Source organism: Streptomyces sp. JLBT605, assembly GCF_058215555.1.
In genome coordinates this window covers 2,568,840-2,592,229 of record NZ_CM177087.1, presented here as the reverse complement: position 1 = coordinate 2,592,229, position 23,390 = coordinate 2,568,840, and the positions used below count along the sequence as shown (strand labels likewise).

Here is a 23,390-nt window from a genome sequence, read left to right as displayed (position 1 = left end):
CCCGGCGCAGGCGCGGGCGGCCTGGGACCGCCCGCGCCACGCTAGGGACCATCGGCCCGGCACAGAACCCGTGCCGACCCCTCGGCCACCCCCTAGGAGCCGACCACCCCTGGTAAGAGGCGAAACCCCTGGGGCTCAGGCGCGGATCGGTCCGTCCGGGCGCCACAGCCACGGCTGCGCGTCGGGCGCCATGCCGACCACGCACAGCCGGTGCCCGGCGTCGACCAGCAGCGAGGCGGTGCCCACCAGCACCGGCCGCCCCGGGGCACGCTCCGGCACGGCGTCGGCGGAGACCCCGGTCTGCAGCTGCGCCGACCCGGTGTCGGACCGGCCCAGCAGCACGATCCGGTCCCGGCCGCCGCGCGCCTGCTGGGCGTGCGCGGTGAGCGGCGCGTACCCGCCGAAGTGGCGCAGCGCCGACGAGCCGGCGACCCGGCCGGCCGCCCCGTTGGCGGGATCGGCGGGACCGGCCGGTGCCGTGTCGATCCGGTGGACCTCGGGCTGTGCCGCGGCCGGGGTGCGGTAGACGAGCGCCAGCCGCCCGTCCTCGTCCAGCGCGGCCGCGGGCCGCTCACCGGGCAGCGGCAGCCCCGGCAGCGGCCGGCAGGCCACCGGGCCGCCCACCTGGTCCTGCGCCCAGTGCTGCACCGTCGCGCGGCCCGCCGCGAAGACGTGCACCCGGCCCTGAGCGTCGAGCACGCAGGTCAGGCCGTCCTGGATCTCCCCGCCGCCCAGCCGCTGCCAGGGGCCCCACACACCGCGGGCGTCCCGGACCCGGGTGGCGAGCGCCTTGTCCGCGGTGCGCACGAAGAGGTGGACCCGGCCGTCCCCGGTGGCGATCGCGACCGGCACCCCGACGCGCCGGCCGTGGTCGGGCAGCGCCTCCGGATTGCCCAGGCTCTGCCAGGGCCGGAAGGCGCCGCGCCCGGACCGCCGCGAGCTGTCCGGGGCCCGCTCCTCCAGGACGACGATCTCGCGGGTGTTGGCCCGCCCCTGCCCCTCCAGCGCGGAGATCCGCAGGCCGAAGAGGAGCCGCCGCCCGGCGTGGTCCACCACGGTGGCCAGGGCGGGCACCAGCGGGCCGCCGCCGAGGTTCTCCGGCTCCCCCCAGCGGCCGCTGCCGGCCCGGGTCTCCCGCCAGCGCACGGCCTGGGTGCCCAGCACCCCGTACGCCTCCACGCGCCCGGAGCGGTCGGTGCCGGAGACCGGCACGGTGCCCGGGTAGCGGTAGTGGGTGGAGCGGATCCACCCCTTGCGGTTGAGCAGCGGCCGGTCGCCGCCCTGGCTGTAGTCGCCGCAGCCCGCGGCGTCCCCGCAATGCCAGTCCGGCGCGCCGCCGTAGGCGACCAGCGGCCCGGCCTTGCGGGCGAGCATCTGCGGCGGGAGGTTGTGCGGCCAGCGCTGGTTGTAGTAGCCCCGGAAGGCGGTGGTGACGAACCGCGGGGCGCGGCCGTCCCGCCGGGAGGCGTCGGCGACCCACTGGGACATCGCCTTCCAGGTGAAGAGCGCGACCGGGGTGTGGTCCCGGTGGTCGGAGCAGCCCGGCTGGTCGTTGTCCTGCGGGTGGGCGGCGTCGTGGACCTGGAAGTCCGGGTCCGGGTCCAGGGTGTGGATCATGGTCGGCCGGACCCGGTCCATGATCCCGGCGAGTACGTCCACCAGGGTCTCGTGCCGGTAGCCGAAGACCTCCTTGAGCGGGGAGCCCTTGGCGACCAGCGTGTTCGCCACCACGTCCGGGACGTCCCACAGGTGCGGCAGGCGGACGCCGTTGCCGGAGAGCATCGCGACGTTGAGGAAGACCAGCTGCACCCGCCGGTGGCCCGCGGTCAGCTCGTTGGACTCGGCCCGTACGCCACCGGGCAGATCGATCACCGACCGCCGCCAGCGGGTGAACCGGTGCACGCCGAGCATCTGCGCGTACGCCTGGCGCAGCCCCTGGTGGCGGGAGGCGGAGTAGGCGGCCTTGTCCGGCTCGGGCAGCGGCGCGCCCGGGGCCCGGTTGATCCCCCTGGCCTCGCCGGCGGTGACGTAGACGCAGACCACGCTGGCGCCGGCGCGCAGCAGGTCCTCGGCGTCCGGGTTCATGAAGTAGAGGTCGTCGTCGGGGTGCGCCATCACCTGGAGCAGCACTCCGGCGCCGTCCTTGCCGGTGACCGGGGTGAAGGGCTCGGCGGCCAGCGGGTCCACGGCGCGGACCGGGGCGGTGGGCCGGGCCGAGGGCCGCCCGTCGCTGCCGCAGCCGGCGACGGCGGTGGCGGCGGTGACGGCGGCCAGCGCCGCCAGCGTGTGGCGGCGGGTGAGCGCGGGGTGGGGGAAGCGGGGGGCGGCGGGCCGCGGTGCCGCGGTGCCGTGCGCGGTACCGTCCGGAGGCAGGGGAGCATCCCCCTGCGAGAACTCAGACATCTCGGTGACCCCGTCCCAGTCGTGCAGCACGCAGTCCCCGGCTGCTTCAATGTGATAAAGGACGGTTCGCGATCTTCCCAGGTTGCTTGATCGCGTGATATTGCCTCATCACAAAATGATCAAGTCCATGATCAAGCCTGCGGAGTGGCCTCCGAAAGGGCGTGAACCGGCGCCGGGGAGGCTCCGGCGGAGGCGGCGGCTCCGGCCGGTTTGACAAGCGCCCCGCTCGGGGTACGGTCTTGGGCCGCGATTGGCGCTGCTTCTGGGCTGTATGGCACACTGTTCAGGTTGCTCGGTTGAGTGCCGATGCTGCGCGCCTCCCGCCGGGAGGACTGGAAGCGAGTCCCGCAGTACTCGTCGTCCCTCGTCAGGGGCGGAAGTACGGGAATCTTCCGGGAAGTGTCAGCGGGGCCCCAGCCAGGCGCCCGGTGGGTGTCTTTCCCCCACGAACCCCTTACGCAGGGAATCTCTCCTGGGAGATTTACCGGAAGGGGCGCGACACGCCCGACCGCGTGGGTCGGAGGAGAGACGCGCTTTCGCCAGCGAGAGCACACGCACCGGGTCCCAGAGCGTTACGAGAGACAGGACTACGAAGTAGCCATGGCGGGACAGAAGATCCGCATCCGGCTCAAGGCCTACGACCACGAGGTCATCGACTCCTCGGCGAAGAAGATCGTCGAGACGGTGACCCGCACTGGTGCGTCGGTCGCGGGCCCGGTGCCGCTGCCCACTGAGAAGAACGTGTACTGCGTCATCAAGTCGCCGCACAAGTACAAGGACTCGCGCGAGCACTTCGAGATGCGCACGCACAAGCGCCTCATCGACATCCTCGACCCCACGCCGAAGACCGTCGACTCGCTCATGCGTCTCGACCTGCCGGCCGGCGTCGACATCGAGATCAAGCTCTGAGGTGACGCGCGAGATGGCTAAGCAGATCAAGGGCGTCCTGGGCGAGAAGCTCGGCATGACGCAGGTGTGGGACGAGAACAACCGTGTCGTCCCGGTCACCGTCGTCAAGGCCGGTCCCTGCGTCGTGACCCAGGTCCGTACCGCTGACACGGACGGCTACAGCGCCGTCCAGATCGCCTTCGGCGAGATCGACCCGCGCAAGGTGAACAAGCCCCTCAAGGGCCACTTCGCGAAGGCCGACGTCACCCCGCGCCGCCACCTGGTGGAGCTGCGTACCGCTGACGCCAGCGAGTACACGCTCGGCCAGGAGGTCACCGCCGAGGTGTTCGAGTCCGGTGTCAAGGTCGACGTGACCGGCACCAGCAAGGGCAAGGGCACCGCCGGTGTCATGAAGCGCCACGGCTTCCGCGGCCTCGGCGCCGGCCACGGCACCCAGCGCAAGCACCGCTCGCCGGGCTCCATCGGTGGCTGCGCCACCCCGGGCCGCGTGTTCAAGGGCCTGCGCATGGCCGGCCGCATGGGCAACGAGCGGGTCACCACCCAGAACCTGACCGTCCACGCCGTTGACGCGGAGAAGGGCCTGCTCCTGATCAAGGGCGCGGTTCCTGGTCCGAACGGCGGCCTCGTCCTGGTCCGTACCGCGGCCAAGGGGGCCTGAGGTAACCGATGAGCACCATTGACATCCTTTCGCCGGCAGGCGACAAGGCCGGGACCGTCGAGCTCCCCGCGGAGATCTTCGACGCGCAGGTCAGCGTTCCGCTGATCCACCAGGTCGTCGTCGCGCAGCTGGCCGCTGCCCGTCAGGGCACGCACAAGACCAAGACCCGCGGCGAGGTCCGTGGCGGTGGCAAGAAGCCGTACCGCCAGAAGGGCACCGGTCGCGCCCGCCAGGGTTCGACCCGCGCGCCGCAGTTCGCCGGTGGTGGCGTCGTGCACGGTCCCGTGCCGCGTGACTACTCGCAGCGCACCCCCAAGAAGATGAAGGCCGCCGCCCTGCGCGGTGCCCTCTCCGACCGGGCGCGCCACTCCCGCATCCACGTGGTGACCGGCGTGGTGGACGGCGACATCTCCACCAAGGCCGCGAAGTCCCTGCTGGGCAAGATCAGCGAGCGCAAGAACCTGCTCCTGGTCGCCGAGCGCTCGGACGAGGCCGCGTGGCTGTCCGCCCGCAACCTGCCCCAGGTGCACATCCTGGAGCCGGGCCAGCTGAACACGTACGACGTGCTCGTCTCCGACGACGTGGTCTTCACCCAGGCCGCCTTCGAGTCCTTCGTGTCTGGCCCCAAGGCCGCTCAGACCGAAGGGAGCGAGGCCTGATGTCTGAGGCCACGATCACCAGCAAGACCTTCTCCGACCCGCGCGACATCCTCGTCAAGCCGGTCGTCTCCGAGAAGAGCTACGCGCTGCTGGACGAGAACAAGTACACGTTCATCGTCGACCCGCGTGCGAACAAGACCCAGATCAAGCAGGCCGTCGAGGCGGTCTTCTCGGTCAAGGTCACCGGGGTCAACACGATCAACCGGCAGGGTAAGCGGAAGCGGACCAAGACCGGTTTCGGCAAGCGCGCCAACACCAAGCGCGCCATCGTGACCCTTGCTGAGGGCAACCGTATCGACATCTTCGGCGGCCCGGTCTCCTAACGGAGTCCGAGTCGTCCGAATATCGGACGAGGACTGAGAAATGGGTATCCGCAAGTACAAGCCGACGACTCCGGGCCGTCGTGGCTCCAGCGTCGCCGACTTCGTCGAGATCACGCGGTCCACGCCGGAGAAGTCGCTGGTCCGCCCGCTGCACAGCAAGGGCGGTCGTAACAACGCCGGTCGCATCACTGTTCGCCACCAGGGTGGCGGTCACAAGCGTGCGTACCGCGTCATCGACTTCCGTCGTCACGACAAGGACGGCGTCCCGGCGAAGGTCGCTCACATCGAGTACGACCCCAACCGCACCGCTCGCATCGCGCTGCTGCACTACGCGGACGGCGAGAAGCGCTACATCATCGCCCCCCGCGGCCTGTCGCAGGGTGACCGGATTGAGAACGGCCCCGGCGCCGACATCAAGCCCGGCAACAACCTGGCGCTGCGCAACATCCCGGTCGGTACGACCATCCACGCCATCGAGCTGCGGCCCGGCGGCGGCGCGAAGTTCGCCCGCTCCGCGGGTGCCTCCGTGCAGCTGCTGGCGAAGGAGGGCGCCATGGCCCACCTGCGCATGCCGTCCGGTGAGATCCGCCTGGTCGACGTCCGCTGCCGCGCCACCGTCGGCGAGGTCGGCAACGCCGAGCAGTCGAACATCAACTGGGGCAAGGCCGGCCGTATGCGCTGGAAGGGCGTCCGCCCGACCGTGCGTGGTGTGGTCATGAACCCGGTCGACCACCCGCACGGTGGTGGTGAGGGCAAGACCTCCGGTGGTCGCCACCCGGTCTCGCCGTGGGGTCAGAAGGAGGGTCGTACTCGTTCTCCCAAGAAGGCGAGCAACAAGTACATCGTCCGCCGCCGCAAGACGAACAAGAAGCGCTAGGAGCGGGTTTAGATGCCGCGCAGTCTCAAGAAGGGGCCCTTCGTCGACGACCACCTGATCAAGAAGGTGGATGTCCAGAACGAAGCCGGCACCAAGAACGTCATCAAGACCTGGTCCCGCCGCTCGATGATCGTCCCGGCCATGCTCGGCCACACGATCGCGGTGCACGACGGCCGCAAGCACGTCCCGGTGTTCGTCACCGAGTCGATGGTCGGCCACAAGCTCGGCGAGTTCGCGCCGACCCGCACCTTCCGCGGCCACGAGAAGGACGACCGCAAGTCGCGTCGTCGCTGATCTGCGGAAATAGCGAAGACCAATGACTGACACCGAAGGGACAACCATGGAAGCCAGGGCCCAGGCGCGGTACATCCGCGTCACGCCCATGAAGGCCCGCCGCGTGGTGGACCTCATCCGTGGCATGGATGCCACGGAGGCTCAGGCGGTCCTGCGTTTCGCCCCGCAGGCCGCGAGCGTGCCGGTGGGCAAGGTGCTGGACAGCGCCATTGCCAACGCCGCGCACAACTACGACCACACCGACGCCTCCACGCTGGTCATCAGCGAGGCGTACGTCGACGAGGGTCCGACCCTGAAGCGGTTCCGGCCGCGCGCCCAGGGCCGTGCCTACCGGATCCGCAAGCGGACCAGCCACATCACCGTGGTCGTCAGCAGCAAGGAAGGAACCCGGTAATGGGCCAGAAGGTTAACCCGCACGGGTTCCGGCTCGGCATCACCACGGACTTCAAGTCCCGCTGGTACGCCGACAAGCTGTACAAGGACTACGTCAAGGAAGACGTCGCCATCCGTCGGATGATGACGAAGGGCATGGAGCGGGCCGGCATCTCCAAGGTGGAGATCGAGCGCACCCGTGACCGCGTCCGCGTCGACATCCACACCGCCCGGCCGGGCATCGTCATCGGCCGTCGCGGCGCGGAGGCCGACCGCATCCGCGGCGAGCTGGAGAAGCTCACCGGCAAGCAGGTCCAGCTGAACATCCTCGAGGTCAAGAACCCCGAGGTCGACGCCCAGCTGGTCGCTCAGGCCGTCGCCGAGCAGCTGTCCTCCCGCGTCTCCTTCCGTCGGGCCATGCGTAAGAGCATGCAGAGCTCGATGAAGGCCGGCGCCAAGGGCATCAAGATCCAGTGCGGTGGCCGTCTCGGCGGCGCCGAGATGTCCCGCTCGGAGTTCTACCGCGAGGGCCGCGTGCCCCTGCACACGCTCCGCGCCAACGTCGACTACGGCTTCTTCGAGGCCAAGACCACCTTCGGCCGCATCGGCGTGAAGGTCTGGATCTACAAGGGCGACGTCAAGAACATCGCCGAGGTCCGCGCCGAGAACGCCGCCGCCCGCGCCGGCAACCGCCCGTCGCGTGGTGGCAGCGACCGCCCGGCCCGCGGTGGCCGTGGTGGCGAGCGTGGCGGCCGCGGCCGCAAGCCGCAGCAGAGCGCCGCTGCCGAGGCCCCCAAGGCCGAGGCCGCTGCCGCTGCTCCGGCTGAGAGCACCGGAACGGAGGCCTGACCGACATGCTGATCCCTCGTAGGGTCAAGCACCGCAAGCAGCACCACCCCAAGCGGAACGGCATGGCCAAGGGTGGTACTGAGCTGGCGTTCGGCGAGTACGGCATCCAGGCCGTCACCCCGGCGTACGTCACCAACCGGCAGATCGAGTCCGCTCGTATCGCCATGACCCGCCACATCAAGCGTGGCGGCAAGGTCTGGATCAACATCTACCCGGACCGGCCGCTCACCAAGAAGCCTGCCGAGACCCGCATGGGTTCCGGTAAGGGTTCCCCGGAGTGGTGGATCGCGAACGTCAAGCCCGGTCGGGTGATGTTCGAGCTTTCCTTCCCGAACGAGAAGATCGCGCGCGAGGCTCTGACCCGTGCGGCTCACAAGCTGCCGATGAAGTGCAAGATCGTTAAGCGCGAGGCAGGTGAGGCGTGATGTCGGCCGGAACCAAGGCGTCCGAGCTGCGTGAGCTGAACAACGAGGACCTCGTTGGGAAGCTTCGTGAGGCCAAGGAGGAGCTGTTCAACCTCCGCTTCCAGGCGGCGACCGGACAGCTTGAGAACCACGGCCGGCTGAAGGCCGTCCGTAAGGACATCGCCCGGATCTACACCCTGATGCGGGAGCGCGAGCTCGGCATCGAGACGGTGGAGAGCGCCTGATGAGCGAGAAGAATGTGACTGAGCAGAAGACCGACCGCGGCTTCCGCAAGACCCGCGAGGGTCTGGTCGTCAGCGACAAGATGGACAAGACCGTCGTCGTCGCCGTCGAGGACCGCGTCAAGCACGCCCTGTACGGCAAGGTCATCCGCCGTACCAACAAGCTCAAGGCGCACGACGAGCAGAACGCCGCGGGTGTCGGCGACCGCGTCCTCCTCATGGAGACCCGGCCGCTGTCCGCGACGAAGCGCTGGCGCGTCGTCGAGATCCTCGAGAAGGCCAAGTAATCACCTGAGGGGCCTTCCCTCAGGTTCGTTCCGCCAGGCTCGGTGAGGGGTTCCGGTAACGGGCCCCTCGCCGGGAACCGGCAGACAATCAGGAGATAGACGTGATCCAGCAGGAGTCGCGACTGCGTGTCGCCGACAACACTGGTGCGAAGGAGATCCTTTGCATCCGTGTTCTCGGTGGTTCCGGTCGCCGCTACGCGGGCATCGGTGACGTCATCGTCGCCACCGTGAAGGATGCGATCCCCGGTGGCAACGTGAAGAAGGGCGACGTCGTCAAGGCTGTCGTCGTGCGCACCGTCAAGGAGCGCCGCCGCCCCGACGGCTCGTACATCCGCTTCGACGAGAACGCGGCCGTCATCCTCAAGAACGATGGCGACCCCCGCGGCACCCGTATCTTCGGCCCGGTGGGCCGTGAGCTGCGCGAGAAGAAGTTCATGAAGATCATCTCGCTCGCGCCGGAGGTGCTGTAACCGATGAAGATCAAGAAGGGCGACCTGGTCCAGGTCATCACCGGTAAGGACAAGGGCAAGCAGGGCAAGGTCATCGAGGCCTACCCCCGCGAGGACCGTGTCCTGGTCGAGGGTGTCAACCGGGTCAAGAAGCACACCAAGGCCGGTCAGACCGCCCGTGGTTCCAAGACCGGCGGCATCATCACGGTCGAGGCCCCGATCCACGTGAGCAATGTTCAGCTCGTGGTGGAGAAGGACGGCAACAAGGTCGTCACCCGCGTCGGGTACCGCTTCGACGACGAGGGCAACAAGATCCGCGTTGCCAAGCGGACCGGTGAGGACATCTGATGACTGCCACCACCAACGCGCCGCGTCTGAAGACGCGCTACCGCGAAGAGATCGCCGGCAAGCTGCGTGAGGAGTTCTCCTACGAGAACGTCATGCAGATCCCGGGTCTGACCAAGATCGTGGTCAACATGGGTGTGGGCGACGCCGCCCGCGACTCCAAGCTGATCGAGGGCGCCATCCGCGACCTCACCACGATCACCGGTCAGAAGCCGGCCGTCACCAAGGCCCGGAAGTCCATCGCGCAGTTCAAGCTGCGTGAGGGTCAGCCGATCGGTGCCCACGTCACCCTCCGCGGTGACCGCATGTGGGAGTTCCTGGACCGCCTGCTGTCGCTCGCGCTGCCGCGTATCCGCGACTTCCGTGGTCTGTCGCCGAAGCAGTTCGACGGCCGGGGCAACTACACCTTCGGTCTCACGGAGCAGGTCATGTTCCACGAGATCGACCAGGACAAGATCGACCGGGTCCGGGGCATGGACATCACCGTGGTCACCACGGCGACCAACGACGACGAGGGCCGCGCCCTGCTTCGTCACCTCGGCTTCCCGTTCAAGGAGAACTGACCGTGGCGAAGAAGGCTCTGATCGCTAAGGCCGCCCGCAAGCCGAAGTTCGGTGTGCGTGCGTACACCCGCTGCCAGCGCTGCGGCCGGCCGCACTCCGTCTACCGCAAGTTCGGCCTGTGCCGCGTGTGCCTTCGTGAGATGGCTCACCGTGGCGAGCTGCCGGGCGTGACCAAGAGCTCCTGGTAATCCCCTAGTTAGGGAAAACCGGGACTCTCGGTAAGCAACGGGACAGCGGGGGCCCAGCTCCACATGCCGTAGGCTTGTGGGGTTGGGCGCCCCGCCGCCCTGATCGACTTACTACGCCGTAGGTCCCCGTGCCGCACCCGTCCCGCCCATGTGTGGGGAGAGGGATGGCACAGACAGGAAACCCCGGCGAGAGAGGCCGAAGGCCAATTCATGACCATGACTGATCCGATCGCAGACATGCTCACGCGTCTGCGTAACGCGAACTCGGCTTACCACGACACCGTCGTGATGCCGCACAGCAAGATCAAGTCGCACATCGCGGAGATCCTCCAGCAGGAGGGCTACATCGTCGGCTGGAAGGTCGAGGACGCCGAGGTCGGCAAGAACCTCGTCCTCGAGCTGAAGTTCGGCCCGAACCGCGAGCGCTCGATCGCCGGCATCAAGCGGATCTCCAAGCCGGGCCTGCGGGTCTACGCAAAGTCCACCAACCTGCCGAAGGTCCTCGGCGGCCTGGGCGTGGCGATCATCTCCACGTCCCACGGTCTCCTGACCGGCCAGCAGGCGCAGAAGAAGGGCGTGGGTGGGGAAGTCCTCGCCTACGTCTGGTAGTCGGGAACGGAGGAAGAGCTATGTCGCGTATTGGCAAGCAGCCCATCCAGGTTCCCGCTGGTGTGGACGTCACCATCGATGGCCGCACGGTCCAGGTGAAGGGTCCCAAGGGCTCCCTTACCCACACCGTTGCCGCGCCCATCGAGATCGCCAAGGGTGAGGACGGCGTCCTGACGCTGACCCGCCCGAACGACGAGCGTCAGAACAAGGCCCTGCACGGCCTGTCCCGCACGCTGGTGGCGAACATGATCACCGGCGTGACCCAGGGTTACAGCAAGGCGCTCGAGATCAGCGGTGTCGGTTACCGCGTCCAGGCGAAGGGCTCCAACCTGGAGTTCGCGCTGGGCTACAGCCACCCGATCACGGTGGAGGCCCCTGAGGGCATCACCTTCAAGGTGGAGTCCCCGACCAAGCTGAGCGTCGAGGGCATCGACAAGCAGAAGGTCGGCGAGGTCGCCGCCAACATCCGCAAGCTGCGGAAGCCCGACCCGTACAAGGCCAAGGGTGTCAAGTACGCGGGCGAGGTCATCCGCCGCAAGGTCGGAAAGGCTGGTAAGTAAAGCCATGGCATACGGTGTGAAGATCGCCAAGGGCGACGCCTACAAGCGCGCTGCCATCAAGCGTCGCCACATCCGCGTCCGCAAGCGGATCTCCGGTACCCCGGAGCGTCCCCGCCTGGTCGTGACGCGGTCCAACCGCGGCATCACCGCCCAGGTCATCGACGACATCGCGGGCCACACGCTCGCGTCGGCGTCGCACCTGGACGCCTCGATCCGCGGCGGCGAGGGTGACAAGAGCGCCCAGGCCAAGCAGGTCGGCGCGCTCGTCGCCGAGCGTGCCAAGGCTGCCGGCGTCGAGGCCGTCGTGTTCGACCGCGGTGGCAACCAGTACGCCGGGCGCATCGCCGCTCTGGCGGACGCCGCCCGCGAAGCCGGGCTGAAGTTCTAAGCCCCGGTTCCGGAGCTAGCGGACGTAACAGAGGAGAGGTAATTCCAATGGCTGGACCCCAGCGCCGCGGAAGCGGTGCCGGTGGCGGCGAGCGGCGGGACCGGAAGGACCGGCGGGACGGTGGCCAGGCCGCCGAGAAGACCGCTTACGTCGAGCGTGTTGTCGCCATCAACCGCGTCGCCAAGGTTGTGAAGGGTGGTCGTCGCTTCAGCTTCACCGCGCTGGTCGTGGTGGGCGACGGTGACGGCACCGTGGGTGTCGGTTACGGCAAGGCCAAGGAGGTGCCGGCCGCCATCGCCAAGGGTGTTGAGGAGGCCAAGAAGCACTTCTTCAAGGTCCCCCGGATCGCCGGCACCATCCCCCACCCGATCCAGGGCGAGAAGGCTGCGGGCGTCGTCCTGCTCAAGCCGGCTTCCCCCGGTACCGGTGTGATCGCCGGTGGCCCGGTGCGCGCCGTGCTGGAGTGCGCGGGCATCCACGACGTGCTGAGCAAGTCGCTCGGTTCGTCGAACCCGATCAACATCGTGCACGCCACGGTGGAGGCGCTTCAGGGCCTTTCGCGCCCCGAGGAGATCGCCGCCCGCCGCGGTCTGCCGCTCGAGGACGTCGCTCCCGCCGCTCTGCTGCGGGCGCGTGCCGGGGTGGGTGTGTGATGGCGCGCCTCAAGGTCACGCAGACGAAGTCCTACATCGGCAGCAAGCAGAACCACCGCGACACCCTGCGTTCGCTCGGGCTCAAGCGCCTGAACGACGTGGTTGTCAAGGAGGACCGCCCCGAGATCCGCGGCATGGTGCACACCGTCCGCCACCTCGTGACGGTCGAGGAGGTCGACTGACATGGCGGAGAACAAGCCGCTGAAGGTCCACAACCTCCGGCCCGCCCCGGGCGCCAAGACCGCCAAGACCCGTGTCGGTCGTGGTGAGGCGTCCAAGGGTAAGACCGCTGGTCGTGGTACCAAGGGTACGAAGGCCCGTTACCAGGTTCCGGAGCGCTTCGAGGGTGGGCAGATGCCCCTCCACATGCGCCTCCCGAAGCTGCGGGGCTTCAAGAACCCGTTCCGCACCGAGTACCAGGTCGTGAACCTGGACAAGCTGGCCGCGCTCTACCCGCAGGGTGGCGAGGTCACGGTGGCCGACCTGGTCGCCAAGGGTGCGGTTCGCAAGAACGAGCTCGTCAAGGTGCTGGGCACCGGCGAGATCACCGTGGCGCTGCAGGTGACCGTGGACAAGGTCTCCGGCTCCGCCAAGGAGAAGATCGCCGCCGCCGGCGGCACCGTCACCGAGCTCGTCTGAGCCCGATGCACAACTGGCCGGGGATGCTCCTGATAAGGGGCATCCCCGGTCGGTCGTTCCAAGGGGGGCCTGGTCGCCGGTAAGGTGGCGAGCGCTGTTACCTTTCGCGCGGCATGTGTCCGCGCGGGCTATGGCTGATTTTGTATCCGTCGATCCTCAAGACCGTCACCTCTCGCGCCTGACGCGGGAGCCGCAGGAGGCACCGTGCTCACCGCGTTCGCCCGGGCGTTCAAGACGCCCGACCTGCGCAAGAAGCTGCTGTTCACGCTGGGCATCATCGTGTTGTTCCGGCTCGGGGCGCACATCCCGGTGCCGGGCGTCGACTACACGGCTGTCCAGGAATGCGTGGACCAGGCCAAGGCCAATCAGGGTCTGTTCGGTCTGGTGAACATGTTCAGCGGTGGCGCACTGCAGCAGATCACCATCTTCGCGCTCACGATCATGCCGTACATCACGGCGAGCATCATCCTGCAGCTGCTGACCGTGGTGATCCCGCGCCTCGAAGCCCTCAAGAAGGAGGGCCAGTCCGGCCAGGCGAAGATCACGCAGTACACCCGTTACCTGACCATCGGTCTGGCGATCCTGCAGAGCACCGGACTGGTGGCGACCGCCCGCGCCGGCTCGCTCTTCCGCAACTGCACCGTCGCCCAGGACGTCGTCCCGGACCGGTCGATCTTCACCACCATCACCATGGTGATCACGATGACCGCGGGCACCGCGCTCATCATGTGGCTCGGCGAGCTGGTCACCGACCGCGGCATCGGCAACGGCATGTCGATCCTGATGTTCGTCTCGATCGCGGCCGGCTTCCCCAGCGGCCTGTGGGCCATCAAGCAGTCCGGCGACATCATGGGCGGCTGGCTGGAGTTCGGCCTGGTGATCGTCTGCGGTCTGGCCATGGTCGGCCTGGTGGTCTTCGTCGAGCAGGCTCAGCGCCGCATCCCGGTGCAGTACGCCAAGCGCATGATCGGCCGCCGTTCCTACGGCGGTACGTCCACCTACATCCCGCTGAAGGTGAACCAGGCGGGTGTGATTCCTGTCATCTTCGCCTCGTCGCTGCTCTACATCCCGGCCCTGATCGTGCAGTTCTCCAACTCCAAGGCGGACTGGGCTCGTTGGGTCGAGAACAACTTCGTCACGGGTGACCACCCGATTTACATGACGTCGTACTTCCTGCTGATCGTGTTCTTCGCGTTCTTCTACGTCGCCATCTCCTTCAACCCCGAAGAAGTTGCCGACAACATGAAGAAGTATGGTGGGTTCATCCCGGGTATCCGGGCGGGTCGTCCCACCGCGGAGTACCTGAGCTACGTGCTGAATCGCATCACGTGGCCCGGCTCTCTCTACCTGGGTCTGATCGCCCTGGTGCCCACGGTGGCGCTGGTGACGCTCAAAGCCAATCAGAACTTCCCGTTCGGCGGAACCAGCATCCTGATCATCGTGGGTGTCGGCCTGGAGACCGTGAAGCAGATCGAGAGCCAGCTTCAGCAGCGACACTACGAAGGGTTCCTCCGCTGATGCGAATCGTCCTCGTCGGGCCTCCTGGGGCTGGCAAGGGTACGCAGGCCGCGTACCTCGCCAAGAACCTCTCCATCCCGCACATCTCCACGGGCGACCTGTTCCGCGCCAACATCAGCCAGGGCACTCCGCTCGGCGTGAAGGCCAAGTCCTACATGGACGCGGGAGACCTGGTGCCGGATGAGATCACCATCGGCATGGCCAAGGACCGGATGTCCCAGCCGGACGCCGAGAACGGCTTCCTGCTGGACGGCTTCCCGCGGAACGTCTCCCAGGCGGAGGCGCTCGACGCCATGCTCCGCGAGGAGAACATGCGGCTGGACGCGGTCCTCGACCTCGAGGTCCCCGAGGACGAGGTGGTCAAGCGCATCGCCGGCCGCCGCATCTGCCGGAACGACTCCAGCCACGTCTTCCACGTCACCTACTCCCCGCCGAAGGCGGAGGGCGTGTGTGACGTGTGCGGCGGCGAGCTGTACCAGCGCGCCGACGACTCCGAGGACACGGTCCGCAACCGGCTGGACGTCTACCACAGCCAGACCGAGCCGATCATCGACTACTACAAGGCCCAGGGCCTGGTGGTGACGATCTCGGCGCTCGGCAAGGTCGCCGACGTCACCCAGCGGGCCATGGACGCCCTGCCGGACAAGGGCCAGGCGGCCTGAGAACACGGCTCCGGTACGGCCGCGGTGCCCTTCGGGGTGCCGCGGCCGTACTGTTGAGCATCACAACGGAATCGATCAGACGCGGAAGGCACCCCATGGTGGAGATCAAGACACCCGAGCAGATCGCGAAGATGCGCGAGGCCGGGCTGGTCGTCGCGGCGATCCACCAGGCGTGCGGGGAAGCGGCCGTACCGGGCGCCACCACCAAGGACCTGGACGACGTCGCCCGCAAGGTGATCGCCGACCACGGTGCCAAGTCGAACTTCCTCGGCTACGGCGGGTTCCCCGCCACGATCTGCACCTCGGTGAACGAGGTCGTGGTGCACGGCATCCCGGACACCGAGACCGTCCTCAAGGACGGCGACGTCATCTCCATCGACGCGGGCGCGATCATCGACGGCTGGCACGCCGACGCGGCCTTCACCGCCTTCGTCGGCAGCGGTCACGCTCCGGAGCTGCACGAGCTGAGCCGCGTCACCGAGGAGTCCATGTGGGCCGGCATCGCCGCCGTCCGCAAGGGCAACCGGCTGGTCGACATCTCCCGCGCCATCGAGACCTACATCCGGCGCCAGCCGCTCCCCGCCTCGGGCAAGTACGGGATCATCGAGGACTACGGCGGGCACGGCATCGGCAGCGAGATGCACATGGACCCGCACCTGCTGAACTACGTCTCCCGCAAGCGCGGCAAGGGCCCCAAGCTGGTGCCCGGCTTCTGCATCGCGATCGAGCCGATGGTCAGCCTCGGCACCGCGCGGACGCACGTGCTGGCCGACGACTGGACGGTCAAGACCGACGACGCGTCCTGGTCCAGCCACTGGGAGCACTCGATCGCGCTGACCGAGGACGGCCCGCTGGTGCTCACCGCGGTCGACGGCGGCAAGGCGAAGCTGGCGGAGCTGGGCATCGAAGCCGCTCCCGACCCCCTGTCCTGAGCCGCGAGGGGTCCGACAGGGACCTTCTGCGACTCGATCCCGCCCCGCTGCTTAACGATCACCGGAACCGGGCACGCTACCCCGATTCGTCTTTCGTCATGCGCTGGCGTAGACTGACACGTCGGCTCACGTATGTCTTTCGGCATGCCACGAGTCGATCAAGGTAGCCGATCCCGAAAGCAGGACATGGCCAAGAAGCAAGGCGCCATCGAAATCGAGGGCACCGTGATCGAGTCTCTGCCGAACGCGATGTTCAAGGTGGAGCTCCAGAACGGTCACAAGGTCCTCGCGCACATCAGCGGGAAGATGCGTATGCACTACATCCGCATCCTGCCCGATGACCGGGTCGTCGTGGAGCTCTCTCCGTACGACCTCACGCGCGGACGGATCGTCTACCGCTACAAGTAGATCTCACGACCCGGAGAACCTCACACCCATGAAGGTCAAGCCGAGCGTCAAGAAGATCTGCGACAAGTGCAAGGTGATCCGCCGTCACGGCCGGGTCATGGTCATCTGCGACAACCTGCGCCACAAGCAGCGCCAGGGCTGACGCGACCACCTCTGCATCTCGCAGTTTCTTCGCGCGACGCATAGCGAAACACGTACATACGCAGTCACCCGTTACCCGCCACGGCGGGGCGACACCCCCGGTCGGAGGCCGGGGACCCGGGACGTACCGCTCCTCGACCGAGGGGCCGGCGGCCGGGAGTGGTGCTGCGGAAGACCTCCGAATATCCACAGGAGCCATGCATGGCACGCCTCGCAGGCGTTGACCTTCCGCGCGACAAGCGCGTCGAGGTCGCCCTCACCTACGTCTTCGGCATCGGACGCACGCTGTCGCAGAAGACCCTCGCCGAGACCGGCGTGAACCCGGACACCCGCGTTCGCGACCTGGCCGAGGACGACCTCGTCAAGATCCAGCGGTACGTCGACGCCAACCTCAAGACCGAGGGTGACCTCCGTCGTGAGATCCAGGCCGACATCCGCCGCAAGGTCGAGATCGGCTGCTACCAGGGTCTGCGTCACCGTCGCGGCCTGCCGGTCCACGGTCAGCGCACCAGCACCAACGCTCGTACCCGCAAGGGTCCGCGTCGCGCGATCGCCGGTAAGAAGAAGCCGGGCAAGAAGTAGTCCTCAGCGGACGCCAATGCGGCCATCCGGATTCCACCGGATCCCCGCATGTCAGCGGTCCAGCTGTAGGACCGACCACCTCCACGGGAGATAGCGAAGCTTATGCCTCCGAAGGGCCGTCAGGCCGGCGCCAAGAAGGTGCGCCGCAAGGAGAAGAAGAACGTCGCCCACGGGCACGCTCACATCAAGAGCACGTTCAACAACACGATCGTCTCGATCACCGACCCGACCGGGAACGTGATCTCTTGGGCCTCCGCCGGCCACGTCGGCTTCAAGGGCTCGCGCAAGTCCACCCCCTTCGCCGCGCAGATGGCCGCCGAGTCGGCCGCCCGCCGCGCGCAGGAGCACGGCATGCGCAAGGTCGATGTCTTCGTCAAGGGTCCCGGCTCCGGCCGTGAGACCGCGATCCGCTCGCTGCAGGCCACCGGCCTCGAGGTGGGCTCGATCCAGGACGTGACGCCGACCCCGCACAACGGGTGCCGCCCCCCGAAGCGGCGCCGGGTCTGATCACCCTGCGTTGATCTAGGAGACAAATAAACAATGGCGCGTTACACCGGGGCCGACTGCAAGCGATGCCGTCGGGAAAAGCAGAAGCTCTTCCTCAAGGGGAGCAAGTGCGAGAGCGCGAAGTGCCCGATCGAGATCCGTCCTTACCCCCCGGGTGAGCACGGACGCGGGCGCACCAAGGACAGCGAGTACCTCCTCCAGATGCGTGAGAAGCAGAAGGCGGCGCGTATCTACGGTGTCCTGGAGAAGCAGTTCCGTGGCTACTACGCGGAGGCGAACCAGAAGACCGGCAAGACCGGTGAGAACCTGCTTCGCATCCTCGAGAGCCGGCTGGACAACGTGGTGTACCGGGCGGGCTTCGCCAAGTCCCGGGACCACGCTCGTCAGCTGGTCCGCCACGGCCACTTCACCGTGAACGGCGTGAAGACCGACATCCCGTCGGCCCGCGTCGCCGTGAACGACATCATCGAGGTTCGCCCGAAGTCTCGGACCATGACCCCCTTCCAGGTGGCTCAGGCCGAGGCGGGCGAGCGCACCGTACCGGCGTGGCTGGAGGCCATTCCGTCGCGGCTGCGGATCCTCGTGCACAACCTGCCCGAGCGCCAGGCGATCGACACCCAGGTGCAGGAGCAGCTGATCGTCGAGCTCTACTCCAAGTAGTAGAGGTCGAGGTCTCGGGCGGTACGGCCTCTCAAGGGTCGTACCGCCCGTACCCTTGCAGTACGGAATGCCGGGCCCTGACCCGGTGAGTCGGGCGTCAAATAGCGGGCGCCCACGACTGAAGGATCACAACACATGCTTATCGCTCAGCGTCCGTCGCTGACCGAAGAGGTCGTCGACGAGTACCGCTCGCGGTTCGTGATCGAGCCGCTGGAGCCGGGCTTCGGCTACACCCTCGGTAACTCCCTCCGTCGTACCCTCCTCTCCTCGATCCCCGGCGCGGCGGTCACGTCGATCCGGATCGACGGGGTCCTGCACGAGTTCACCACCGTGCCGGGCGTCAAGGAGGACGTCACCGACCTCATCCTCAACATCAAGCAGCTGGTCGTCTCCTCGGAGCACGACGAGCCGGTCGTGATGTACCTGCGCAAGCAGGGCCCGGGTCTGGTCACCGCCGCGGACATCGCCCCGCCGGCCGGCGTCGAGGTGCACAACCCCGACCTGGTCCTGGCCACCCTGAACGCCAAGGGCAAGCTGGAGATGGAGCTGACCGTCGAGCGCGGTCGCGGCTACGTCTCCGCCGTGCAGAACAAGCAGGTGGGCCAGGAGATCGGCCGGATCCCGGTCGACTCCATCTACTCGCCGGTGCTCAAGGTCACCTACAAGGTCGAGGCGACCCGTGTCGAGCAGCGCACCGACTTCGACAAGCTGATCGTCGACGTCGAGACCAAGCAGGCCATGCGCCCGCGTGACGCCATGGCGTCCGCCGGTAAGACCCTGGTCGAGCTGTTCGGTCTGGCCCGCGAGCTGAACGTCGACGCCGAGGGCATCGACATGGGTCCGTCCCCGACGGACGCCGCGCTCGCCGCCGACCTGGCGCTGCCGATCGAGGAGCTGGAGCTCACCGTCCGCTCCTACAACTGCCTCAAGCGTGAGGGCATCCACTCCGTGGGTGAGCTCGTGGCGCGCTCCGAGGCGGACCTGCTCGACATCCGCAACTTCGGCGCCAAGTCGATCGACGAGGTCAAGGCGAAGCTGGCCGGCATGGGCCTGGCCCTCAAGGACAGCCCGCCCGGATTCGACCCGACCGCCGCCGCGGACGCCTTCGGCGCGGACGACGACACGGACAACGGGTTCGTCGAGACCGAGCAGTACTGATCGTCCGCCCGTCCGGGGCGCCCCCGGCTTCCGCTGGGAGGGGCCCCAGGACGGGCTGGATTTCCGAGGGGCATCCGCCCTTCGGTAGCTGACACCGGTACCTGATACGGCCGGTGCAGATCACAAGGAGAAACACCAATGCCGCGTCCCACCAAGGGTGCCCGTCTGGGCGGCAGCGCCGCGCACGAGAAGCTGATGCTGGCGAACCTCGCCAAGTCGCTCTTCGAGCACGGCCGCATCACGACCACCGAGGCCAAGGCCCGCCGCCTGCGCCCGGTCGCCGAGAAGCTGATCACCAAGGCGAAGAAGGGCGACATCCACAACCGTCGCCTGGTGCTGCAGACGATCACGGACAAGAGCATCGTGCACACGCTCTTCACCGAGATCGCCCCGCGCTACGCGGAGCGCCCGGGTGGTTACACCCGTATCACCAAGATCGGCAACCGTCGTGGCGACAACGCCCCGATGGCTGTGATCGAGCTGGTCGAGGGCGAGATCGCCAAGAAGGCGACCGTGGCCGAGGCCGAGGCCGCCACCAAGCGTGCGGTCAAGGAGGCCGACGAGGCCAAGGCGGACCTGACCAAGGACGAGGCCGTCGAGGCCCCGGCCGAGGAGTCCAAGGACGCCTGAGTCCGCAGCACTTCACGCTGAAGGACGGGCCCGCACCCAGATTCTGGGGGCGGGCCCGTCCGCGTGTTCCGCAGGGAAAGGATCATCACGTGAGCGACCACCCGGCACCCGGCTTCGTGCGGGTGCGGCTGGACCTGAGTTACGACGGCAAGGACTTCTCCGGCTGGGCCAAGCAGGCCCACGGCCGGCGGACCGTGCAGGGTGAGCTGGAGGACGCGCTGCGTACCGTCACCCGTTCGGACCGGACGTACGAGCTGACGGTCGCCGGCCGTACGGATGCCGGGGTGCACGCCCGCGGCCAGGTCGCCCACGTCGATCTTCCCGAGGCGCTGTGGGCCGAGCACGCCGACAAGCTGCTGCGCCGGCTGGCCGGCCGGCTGCCGCACGACGTCCGGGTGTGGAAGGTCCAGGAGGCTCCGGAAGGATTCAACGCGCGCTTCTCCGCGATCTGGCGCCGCTACGCCTACCGGGTCACCGACCACCACGGCGGGGTCGACCCGCTGCTGCGCGGGCACATCCTGTGGCACGACTGGCCGCTGGACGTGGACGCGATGAACGAGGCCGCGCGGCCGCTGCTCGGCGAGCACGATTTCGCGGCCTACTGCCGCAGGCGCGAGGGGGCGACGACGATCCGCACCCTCCAGCAGCTGAGCTGGGAGCGGGACGCCTCCGGCGTGATCACGGCGACGGTGAAGGCCGACGCGTTCTGCCACAACATGGTGCGCTCGCTGGTCGGCGCGCTGCTCTTCGTCGGTGACGGCCACCGCCCGACCGACTGGCCGGGCAAGGTGCTGGCCGCGGGGGTCCGTGACTCGGCGGTGCATGTGGTCCGCCCGCACGGCCTGACCCTGGAGGAGGTCGGCTACCCCGCGGACGATCAGCTGGCGGCCCGGAACCGCGAGGCGCGCAACAAGCGGACCCTGCCGGGTGCGGGCTGCTGCTGACCGCGGCCTCTGACGCCGGCGCGGATGCCGATGCCGGCGCTGCCGCCGGCGCGGGCGTCCGGGGCGGTCCCGGTGGCCCCGGGACCGCCCCTGAACAGGCCGTCCTCAGCCGGCCGTCTTCACCGGCTCGCGGCTGATCGCCAGGTTTCCCGCCTTGGTGAAGTACGGCCGGACGCCGCCCAGGGCCGGGAAGACGTCCGTCTTGTCGCGGTCGACGATGTCGCCGGTGATGCGCCCGACCGGAATGGCCTCCGGAGCCGAACCCTGAGCAGAACCCGCAGCAGAACCCTGAGCCGAACCCGTGGCTTCAGCGGGCCGGAGCGTCAGGTCCCATACCGTTTCGGCCTCCAGCGGCTCGTAGCGGAGAGTGAAGCGGAAGCGGTTCCCGGGCAGCGGGGTGACCGGGGCGGTCACCGGAGCGGGAGCGGGATGACCGGCCGCCCGGCTCTCGGCGCGGCGCGGGGTGGCGACCGCGGTGAGCGCTCCCCCTTCAAGCTCGGCCGGCACGCCGTAGACCGTGCCCTCGACGGTGACCTGCTCGGCATCCGCCCGGACGGTGTGTGCCTCCGCGTGCGCGGTGCGCTGCCAGGCGCGGAGAGCCAGATAGCCGTCCGCCGTCGGGTACGGCGTCCACCAGGAGACGGGGGAGACGGGCAGTGGTTCCAGGCCGAGCAGACCGCGGCCCTCGGCGTACCGGGAGACGACACGCCGGCGGACGCCGTCGGCGGGCCGCACCACATGCAGGTCCCAGCGTCCTTCGGTGAGGGAGAGGGAGCGGCGGTCCAGGACCGCGGTCCAGGGCTCGGCCGGGTCGCCGGTGCCGGCCGGCCGCTGGAGCGGGATGCTCACCCGGTCCTCGGGGTGGCGGCGGCGGGTCACGGTCAGGGTGAGGTCGGTGCCGTGCAGGTCCGTGGGCTCCACCCGGACGACGACGTTCCCGTCCCGGTCGACGCGGCAGGAGGCGACCGGGCGCAGCGGCTTGCGAATCAGCCGGGCGAGCTTCGTCCGCAGCAGGGACAGCAGCGGCGGCCGGTCGACGGCGCCTCGCCGGACGCGCCGGATGTCGCGGCTGGTGGGCCGGGTCACCGGGGCAGCCGCGCCGCGCCGGGCGTCGCCCGGGTCTCCCGCGCCGCCCGCACCCGCCGTGCCGCCCACGCCTCCCGTACTGCTTGCGCCCCCGGTGCCCGCCGCGCCGCCGGCGTCGGCGGTGCCTGCGCCTGCCGTGCCGCCTGCGCCTGCCCCGCCTCCCGCGCCGCCTGCGCTCGTCGCGCCTGCGCCTGCCGCGCCAGCCGTGCCGCCCGCACCCCCCGCCGTGCTGCCTGCGCCCGTCGCGCCGGCTGTGGCTTGCGCGGCGCTCGCGCCGGTGGCGGTGGCGCCGGGCGCACCGGCACGGCGCTCGCGCAGCTCGTCGAGGAACCGTTCGTATCCGGCGGCGACCTGCTCCGGCGCGTAGCGCTGGGCGGAGGCGCGGGCGGCGGCACCCATGGCGCGGCGCAGCTCGTCGTCCTCGATCAGCCGGCACAGGCCGGCGGCGATGGCGTCCGCGTCGCCGACCCGCACCAGCAGTCCGTCCTCGCCGTCGGTGATGATCTCGCCGGGCCCGTGCGGGCAGTCGGTGGCCACGACCGGCACGCCGCAGTGCATGGCCTCCACGATCGTCATGCCGAAGGATTCCTCGCGGGAGGTCACCGCGGCGATGGAGCCCTTGGCCCATTCCGTCTCGATGGGGGAGTGAGCGCCCATCAGGGTGATGTCCCCGGCCAGCCCGAGCTCGTCGATCTGGCGTCGCAGCGCGGGCTGCTGCGGGCCGCGGCCGTAGATCCGCAAGCCCCAGTCGGGGTGCTTGGCGGCGACCTTCGCCCATGCCTTGACCAGCAGGTCGTACCGCTTGACGGGGATCAGCCGGCCGGCCGCGACGACGAGTTTGGCGTTGCCGTCGGAGGGCTCGACGGGTGTGGCGGGCACACCGTTGGGCAGTCCGGTCAGCAGGGTGGAGACTCCGGGCAGCTTGGCGCGGTGGGTCGCCGCGTCGGCCTCGGACACCGAGGTGTAGCCGTCCAGGCGGCCGATCGCGGCGTCCACGGCGGTGCGGATCTCGGCCTTGTGCGTGCCGTACAGCCGGTGTTCCTGACCGATCCGCAGATAGCGGTCGGTGCCGAACTCGGCGAGGTAGATGACCAGTCCGGGGCGGGTGGCGATGATGGCGTCGGCGTCGGTGCCGGCCAGGTAGGCGGCGACCCGCTGGTCGGTGAGCGCGTTGAAGTTCTTGTTACCGGCTGCTTCCGCATGAGGAACGTGTGCCGACGGCCGGGTCAGCAGGGGGTCCCGGGCGTCGCTGAGGCGTGCCCCGGGCCGCCGGTCGATGAGCGGCACGAGCCGCACGGCCTCGTGGAGCGGCAGGCTGGGCGTGTCCTGGGTGCGCATGACGGTGACGATCTCCACCTCGTGGCGCGCGGCGAGCGCGCCGGCGAGGTTGAACGTCGATCGGATGGTGCCGCCGATGCCGTACGCGTTGTGCAGCAGGAATGAGATTTTCATGGCGGTCTGCGTCCGACGCCGACCCGCGCCGAGACGCGT

General features: G+C 68.8%; 34 protein-coding genes. 32 read left to right on the top strand and 2 right to left on the bottom strand.

Going from position 1 to position 23,390, the window contains the following annotated elements:
* Positions 1 to 135: 135 nt before the first annotated feature.
* Complete coding sequence (locus AC4BDD_RS11620) at positions 136 to 2,403, bottom strand: PIG-L family deacetylase (protein ID WP_490690920.1); 2,268 nt, start codon at positions 2,401 to 2,403, stop codon at positions 136 to 138.
* A 600-nt stretch (positions 2,404 to 3,003) separates the two neighbouring features.
* On the opposite strand from AC4BDD_RS11620, the gene rpsJ reads away from it, so the two are divergent.
* From rpsJ to truA, 32 genes are all read left to right on the top strand, one after another.
* The gene (gene rpsJ / locus AC4BDD_RS11615; RefSeq protein ID WP_003948644.1) at positions 3,004 to 3,312 is read left to right on the top strand and encodes a 30S ribosomal protein S10; all 309 of its coding nucleotides are present in this window, start codon (positions 3,004 to 3,006) and stop codon (positions 3,310 to 3,312) included.
* 13 nt (positions 3,313 to 3,325) lie between these two features.
* Positions 3,326 to 3,970: a 50S ribosomal protein L3 gene (gene rplC / locus AC4BDD_RS11610; protein ID WP_490690919.1), complete on the top strand. Its 645-nt coding sequence runs from the start codon at positions 3,326 to 3,328 to the stop codon at positions 3,968 to 3,970.
* Positions 3,971 to 3,978: 8 nt separating this feature from the next.
* On the top strand, positions 3,979 to 4,629 hold the full coding sequence (rplD, locus tag AC4BDD_RS11605; protein WP_490690918.1) for a 50S ribosomal protein L4: 651 nt from the start codon (positions 3,979 to 3,981) through the stop codon (positions 4,627 to 4,629).
* Positions 4,629 to 4,952, top strand: coding sequence for a 50S ribosomal protein L23 (gene rplW, locus AC4BDD_RS11600; protein ID WP_490690917.1), 324 nt, complete (start codon positions 4,629 to 4,631; stop codon positions 4,950 to 4,952). Before rplD ends, rplW begins: the two co-directional genes overlap by 1 nt.
* A 40-nt stretch (positions 4,953 to 4,992) precedes the next feature.
* Entirely contained in the window at positions 4,993 to 5,829 is an 837-nt protein-coding gene (gene rplB / locus AC4BDD_RS11595; protein WP_431042773.1) for a 50S ribosomal protein L2, read from the top strand.
* A 12-nt stretch (positions 5,830 to 5,841) separates the two neighbouring features.
* A complete protein-coding gene (gene rpsS, locus AC4BDD_RS11590; protein ID WP_014178772.1) occupies positions 5,842 to 6,123 on the top strand; it encodes a 30S ribosomal protein S19 in 282 nt (93 codons plus the stop codon).
* A gap of 46 nt (positions 6,124 to 6,169) precedes the next feature.
* Positions 6,170 to 6,517, top strand: a complete 348-nt coding sequence (gene rplV / locus AC4BDD_RS11585; RefSeq protein ID WP_009997296.1) for a 50S ribosomal protein L22 — start codon at positions 6,170 to 6,172, stop codon at positions 6,515 to 6,517.
* Positions 6,517 to 7,344, top strand: a complete 828-nt coding sequence (gene rpsC, locus AC4BDD_RS11580; protein WP_490690916.1) for a 30S ribosomal protein S3 — start codon at positions 6,517 to 6,519, stop codon at positions 7,342 to 7,344. Before rplV ends, rpsC begins: the two co-directional genes overlap by 1 nt.
* Positions 7,345 to 7,349: 5 nt before the next feature.
* Complete coding sequence (gene rplP, locus AC4BDD_RS11575) at positions 7,350 to 7,769, top strand: 50S ribosomal protein L16 (RefSeq protein ID WP_490690915.1); 420 nt, start codon at positions 7,350 to 7,352, stop codon at positions 7,767 to 7,769.
* Positions 7,769 to 7,993: a 50S ribosomal protein L29 gene (rpmC, locus tag AC4BDD_RS11570; RefSeq protein WP_490690914.1), complete on the top strand. Its 225-nt coding sequence runs from the start codon at positions 7,769 to 7,771 to the stop codon at positions 7,991 to 7,993. Before rplP ends, rpmC begins: the two co-directional genes overlap by 1 nt.
* A complete protein-coding gene (gene rpsQ / locus AC4BDD_RS11565; protein WP_490690913.1) occupies positions 7,993 to 8,277 on the top strand; it encodes a 30S ribosomal protein S17 in 285 nt (94 codons plus the stop codon). The genes rpmC and rpsQ overlap by 1 nt, the downstream gene beginning before the upstream one ends.
* 101 nt (positions 8,278 to 8,378) lie before the next feature.
* A complete protein-coding gene (gene rplN / locus AC4BDD_RS11560) occupies positions 8,379 to 8,747 on the top strand; it encodes a 50S ribosomal protein L14 (RefSeq protein ID WP_055718836.1) in 369 nt (122 codons plus the stop codon).
* Between the two features lie 3 nt (positions 8,748 to 8,750).
* On the top strand, positions 8,751 to 9,074 hold the full coding sequence (rplX, locus tag AC4BDD_RS11555) for a 50S ribosomal protein L24 (RefSeq protein ID WP_304463371.1): 324 nt from the start codon (positions 8,751 to 8,753) through the stop codon (positions 9,072 to 9,074).
* Complete coding sequence (rplE, locus tag AC4BDD_RS11550) at positions 9,074 to 9,634, top strand: 50S ribosomal protein L5 (RefSeq protein WP_144380947.1); 561 nt, start codon at positions 9,074 to 9,076, stop codon at positions 9,632 to 9,634. The genes rplX and rplE overlap by 1 nt, the downstream gene beginning before the upstream one ends.
* Before the next feature lie 2 nt (positions 9,635 to 9,636).
* Positions 9,637 to 9,822 carry a type Z 30S ribosomal protein S14 gene (locus AC4BDD_RS11545; RefSeq protein ID WP_003956452.1) on the top strand — a complete coding sequence of 62 codons (186 nt, stop codon included), beginning with the start codon at positions 9,637 to 9,639 and terminating at the stop codon, positions 9,820 to 9,822.
* A gap of 210 nt (positions 9,823 to 10,032) precedes the next feature.
* A complete protein-coding gene (rpsH, locus tag AC4BDD_RS11540) occupies positions 10,033 to 10,431 on the top strand; it encodes a 30S ribosomal protein S8 (RefSeq protein ID WP_490690912.1) in 399 nt (132 codons plus the stop codon).
* A gap of 20 nt (positions 10,432 to 10,451) precedes the next feature.
* Positions 10,452 to 10,991 (top strand): 50S ribosomal protein L6, encoded by a 540-nt coding sequence (gene rplF, locus AC4BDD_RS11535; RefSeq protein WP_490690911.1) that lies wholly within the window; start codon positions 10,452 to 10,454, stop codon positions 10,989 to 10,991.
* Between the two features lie 4 nt (positions 10,992 to 10,995).
* Positions 10,996 to 11,379 (top strand): 50S ribosomal protein L18, encoded by a 384-nt coding sequence (gene rplR, locus AC4BDD_RS11530; protein ID WP_490690910.1) that lies wholly within the window; start codon positions 10,996 to 10,998, stop codon positions 11,377 to 11,379.
* 47 nt (positions 11,380 to 11,426) lie between these two features.
* Positions 11,427 to 12,032 carry a 30S ribosomal protein S5 gene (rpsE, locus tag AC4BDD_RS11525; RefSeq protein WP_490690909.1) on the top strand — a complete coding sequence of 202 codons (606 nt, stop codon included), beginning with the start codon at positions 11,427 to 11,429 and terminating at the stop codon, positions 12,030 to 12,032.
* Positions 12,032 to 12,214 carry a 50S ribosomal protein L30 gene (gene rpmD, locus AC4BDD_RS11520; protein WP_037912396.1) on the top strand — a complete coding sequence of 61 codons (183 nt, stop codon included), beginning with the start codon at positions 12,032 to 12,034 and terminating at the stop codon, positions 12,212 to 12,214. Before rpsE ends, rpmD begins: the two co-directional genes overlap by 1 nt.
* A 1-nt stretch (position 12,215) precedes the next feature.
* The gene (gene rplO / locus AC4BDD_RS11515; protein ID WP_490690908.1) at positions 12,216 to 12,671 is read left to right on the top strand and encodes a 50S ribosomal protein L15; all 456 of its coding nucleotides are present in this window, start codon (positions 12,216 to 12,218) and stop codon (positions 12,669 to 12,671) included.
* 204 nt (positions 12,672 to 12,875) lie between these two features.
* A complete protein-coding gene (secY, locus tag AC4BDD_RS11510) occupies positions 12,876 to 14,189 on the top strand; it encodes a preprotein translocase subunit SecY (protein ID WP_490690907.1) in 1,314 nt (437 codons plus the stop codon).
* Complete coding sequence (locus tag AC4BDD_RS11505) at positions 14,189 to 14,851, top strand: adenylate kinase (protein ID WP_490690906.1); 663 nt, start codon at positions 14,189 to 14,191, stop codon at positions 14,849 to 14,851. The genes secY and AC4BDD_RS11505 overlap by 1 nt, the downstream gene beginning before the upstream one ends.
* Before the next feature lie 95 nt (positions 14,852 to 14,946).
* Positions 14,947 to 15,783: a type I methionyl aminopeptidase gene (gene map / locus AC4BDD_RS11500; protein ID WP_490690905.1), complete on the top strand. Its 837-nt coding sequence runs from the start codon at positions 14,947 to 14,949 to the stop codon at positions 15,781 to 15,783.
* A gap of 186 nt (positions 15,784 to 15,969) precedes the next feature.
* Positions 15,970 to 16,191, top strand: coding sequence for a translation initiation factor IF-1 (gene infA / locus AC4BDD_RS11495; protein WP_003956442.1), 222 nt, complete (start codon positions 15,970 to 15,972; stop codon positions 16,189 to 16,191).
* A 28-nt stretch (positions 16,192 to 16,219) separates the two neighbouring features.
* Complete coding sequence (gene rpmJ / locus AC4BDD_RS11490) at positions 16,220 to 16,333, top strand: 50S ribosomal protein L36 (protein WP_003956441.1); 114 nt, start codon at positions 16,220 to 16,222, stop codon at positions 16,331 to 16,333.
* A gap of 200 nt (positions 16,334 to 16,533) precedes the next feature.
* Entirely contained in the window at positions 16,534 to 16,914 is a 381-nt protein-coding gene (gene rpsM, locus AC4BDD_RS11485; protein ID WP_490690904.1) for a 30S ribosomal protein S13, read from the top strand.
* A 102-nt stretch (positions 16,915 to 17,016) separates the two neighbouring features.
* The gene (gene rpsK, locus AC4BDD_RS11480; RefSeq protein WP_014144338.1) at positions 17,017 to 17,421 is read left to right on the top strand and encodes a 30S ribosomal protein S11; all 405 of its coding nucleotides are present in this window, start codon (positions 17,017 to 17,019) and stop codon (positions 17,419 to 17,421) included.
* Between the two features lie 33 nt (positions 17,422 to 17,454).
* The gene (gene rpsD, locus AC4BDD_RS11475) at positions 17,455 to 18,081 is read left to right on the top strand and encodes a 30S ribosomal protein S4 (protein WP_490690903.1); all 627 of its coding nucleotides are present in this window, start codon (positions 17,455 to 17,457) and stop codon (positions 18,079 to 18,081) included.
* 135 nt (positions 18,082 to 18,216) lie between these two features.
* The gene (locus AC4BDD_RS11470; RefSeq protein ID WP_490690902.1) at positions 18,217 to 19,239 is read left to right on the top strand and encodes a DNA-directed RNA polymerase subunit alpha; all 1,023 of its coding nucleotides are present in this window, start codon (positions 18,217 to 18,219) and stop codon (positions 19,237 to 19,239) included.
* A gap of 138 nt (positions 19,240 to 19,377) precedes the next feature.
* Entirely contained in the window at positions 19,378 to 19,869 is a 492-nt protein-coding gene (gene rplQ, locus AC4BDD_RS11465; RefSeq protein ID WP_490690901.1) for a 50S ribosomal protein L17, read from the top strand.
* A gap of 89 nt (positions 19,870 to 19,958) precedes the next feature.
* Positions 19,959 to 20,813, top strand: coding sequence for a tRNA pseudouridine(38-40) synthase TruA (truA, locus tag AC4BDD_RS11460; protein WP_490690900.1), 855 nt, complete (start codon positions 19,959 to 19,961; stop codon positions 20,811 to 20,813).
* Positions 20,814 to 20,918: 105 nt separating this feature from the next.
* Here truA and AC4BDD_RS11455 read toward each other — a convergent pair whose 3' ends face one another.
* A complete protein-coding gene (locus AC4BDD_RS11455) occupies positions 20,919 to 23,351 on the bottom strand; it encodes a glycosyltransferase (RefSeq protein WP_490690899.1) in 2,433 nt (810 codons plus the stop codon).
* Between the last annotated feature and the right edge of the window lie 39 nt (positions 23,352 to 23,390).

What these genes read in the sequence shown, in the direction of transcription:
- AC4BDD_RS11620 (WP_490690920.1), bottom strand. Translation starts at nt 2,403, where the DNA reads ATGTCTGAGTTCTCGCAGGGGGATGCTCCCCTGCCTCCGGACGGTACC.
- rpsJ (WP_003948644.1), top strand. Translation starts at nt 3,004, where the DNA reads ATGGCGGGACAGAAGATCCGCATCCGGCTCAAGGCCTACGACCACGAG.
- rplC (WP_490690919.1), top strand. Translation starts at nt 3,326, where the DNA reads ATGGCTAAGCAGATCAAGGGCGTCCTGGGCGAGAAGCTCGGCATGACG.
- rplD (WP_490690918.1), top strand. Translation starts at nt 3,979, where the DNA reads ATGAGCACCATTGACATCCTTTCGCCGGCAGGCGACAAGGCCGGGACC.
- rplW (WP_490690917.1), top strand. Translation starts at nt 4,629, where the DNA reads ATGTCTGAGGCCACGATCACCAGCAAGACCTTCTCCGACCCGCGCGAC.
- rplB (WP_431042773.1), top strand. Translation starts at nt 4,993, where the DNA reads ATGGGTATCCGCAAGTACAAGCCGACGACTCCGGGCCGTCGTGGCTCC.
- rpsS (WP_014178772.1), top strand. Translation starts at nt 5,842, where the DNA reads ATGCCGCGCAGTCTCAAGAAGGGGCCCTTCGTCGACGACCACCTGATC.
- rplV (WP_009997296.1), top strand. Translation starts at nt 6,170, where the DNA reads ATGGAAGCCAGGGCCCAGGCGCGGTACATCCGCGTCACGCCCATGAAG.
- rpsC (WP_490690916.1), top strand. Translation starts at nt 6,517, where the DNA reads ATGGGCCAGAAGGTTAACCCGCACGGGTTCCGGCTCGGCATCACCACG.
- rplP (WP_490690915.1), top strand. Translation starts at nt 7,350, where the DNA reads ATGCTGATCCCTCGTAGGGTCAAGCACCGCAAGCAGCACCACCCCAAG.
- rpmC (WP_490690914.1), top strand. Translation starts at nt 7,769, where the DNA reads ATGTCGGCCGGAACCAAGGCGTCCGAGCTGCGTGAGCTGAACAACGAG.
- rpsQ (WP_490690913.1), top strand. Translation starts at nt 7,993, where the DNA reads ATGAGCGAGAAGAATGTGACTGAGCAGAAGACCGACCGCGGCTTCCGC.
- rplX (WP_304463371.1), top strand. Translation starts at nt 8,751, where the DNA reads ATGAAGATCAAGAAGGGCGACCTGGTCCAGGTCATCACCGGTAAGGAC.
- rplE (WP_144380947.1), top strand. Translation starts at nt 9,074, where the DNA reads ATGACTGCCACCACCAACGCGCCGCGTCTGAAGACGCGCTACCGCGAA.
- rpsH (WP_490690912.1), top strand. Translation starts at nt 10,033, where the DNA reads ATGACCATGACTGATCCGATCGCAGACATGCTCACGCGTCTGCGTAAC.
- rplF (WP_490690911.1), top strand. Translation starts at nt 10,452, where the DNA reads ATGTCGCGTATTGGCAAGCAGCCCATCCAGGTTCCCGCTGGTGTGGAC.
- rplR (WP_490690910.1), top strand. Translation starts at nt 10,996, where the DNA reads ATGGCATACGGTGTGAAGATCGCCAAGGGCGACGCCTACAAGCGCGCT.
- rpsE (WP_490690909.1), top strand. Translation starts at nt 11,427, where the DNA reads ATGGCTGGACCCCAGCGCCGCGGAAGCGGTGCCGGTGGCGGCGAGCGG.
- rpmD (WP_037912396.1), top strand. Translation starts at nt 12,032, where the DNA reads ATGGCGCGCCTCAAGGTCACGCAGACGAAGTCCTACATCGGCAGCAAG.
- rplO (WP_490690908.1), top strand. Translation starts at nt 12,216, where the DNA reads ATGGCGGAGAACAAGCCGCTGAAGGTCCACAACCTCCGGCCCGCCCCG.
- AC4BDD_RS11505 (WP_490690906.1), top strand. Translation starts at nt 14,189, where the DNA reads ATGCGAATCGTCCTCGTCGGGCCTCCTGGGGCTGGCAAGGGTACGCAG.
- map (WP_490690905.1), top strand. Translation starts at nt 14,947, where the DNA reads ATGGTGGAGATCAAGACACCCGAGCAGATCGCGAAGATGCGCGAGGCC.
- infA (WP_003956442.1), top strand. Translation starts at nt 15,970, where the DNA reads ATGGCCAAGAAGCAAGGCGCCATCGAAATCGAGGGCACCGTGATCGAG.
- rpmJ (WP_003956441.1), top strand. Translation starts at nt 16,220, where the DNA reads ATGAAGGTCAAGCCGAGCGTCAAGAAGATCTGCGACAAGTGCAAGGTG.
- rpsM (WP_490690904.1), top strand. Translation starts at nt 16,534, where the DNA reads ATGGCACGCCTCGCAGGCGTTGACCTTCCGCGCGACAAGCGCGTCGAG.
- rpsK (WP_014144338.1), top strand. Translation starts at nt 17,017, where the DNA reads ATGCCTCCGAAGGGCCGTCAGGCCGGCGCCAAGAAGGTGCGCCGCAAG.
- rpsD (WP_490690903.1), top strand. Translation starts at nt 17,455, where the DNA reads ATGGCGCGTTACACCGGGGCCGACTGCAAGCGATGCCGTCGGGAAAAG.
- AC4BDD_RS11470 (WP_490690902.1), top strand. Translation starts at nt 18,217, where the DNA reads ATGCTTATCGCTCAGCGTCCGTCGCTGACCGAAGAGGTCGTCGACGAG.
- rplQ (WP_490690901.1), top strand. Translation starts at nt 19,378, where the DNA reads ATGCCGCGTCCCACCAAGGGTGCCCGTCTGGGCGGCAGCGCCGCGCAC.
- AC4BDD_RS11455 (WP_490690899.1), bottom strand. Translation starts at nt 23,351, where the DNA reads ATGAAAATCTCATTCCTGCTGCACAACGCGTACGGCATCGGCGGCACC.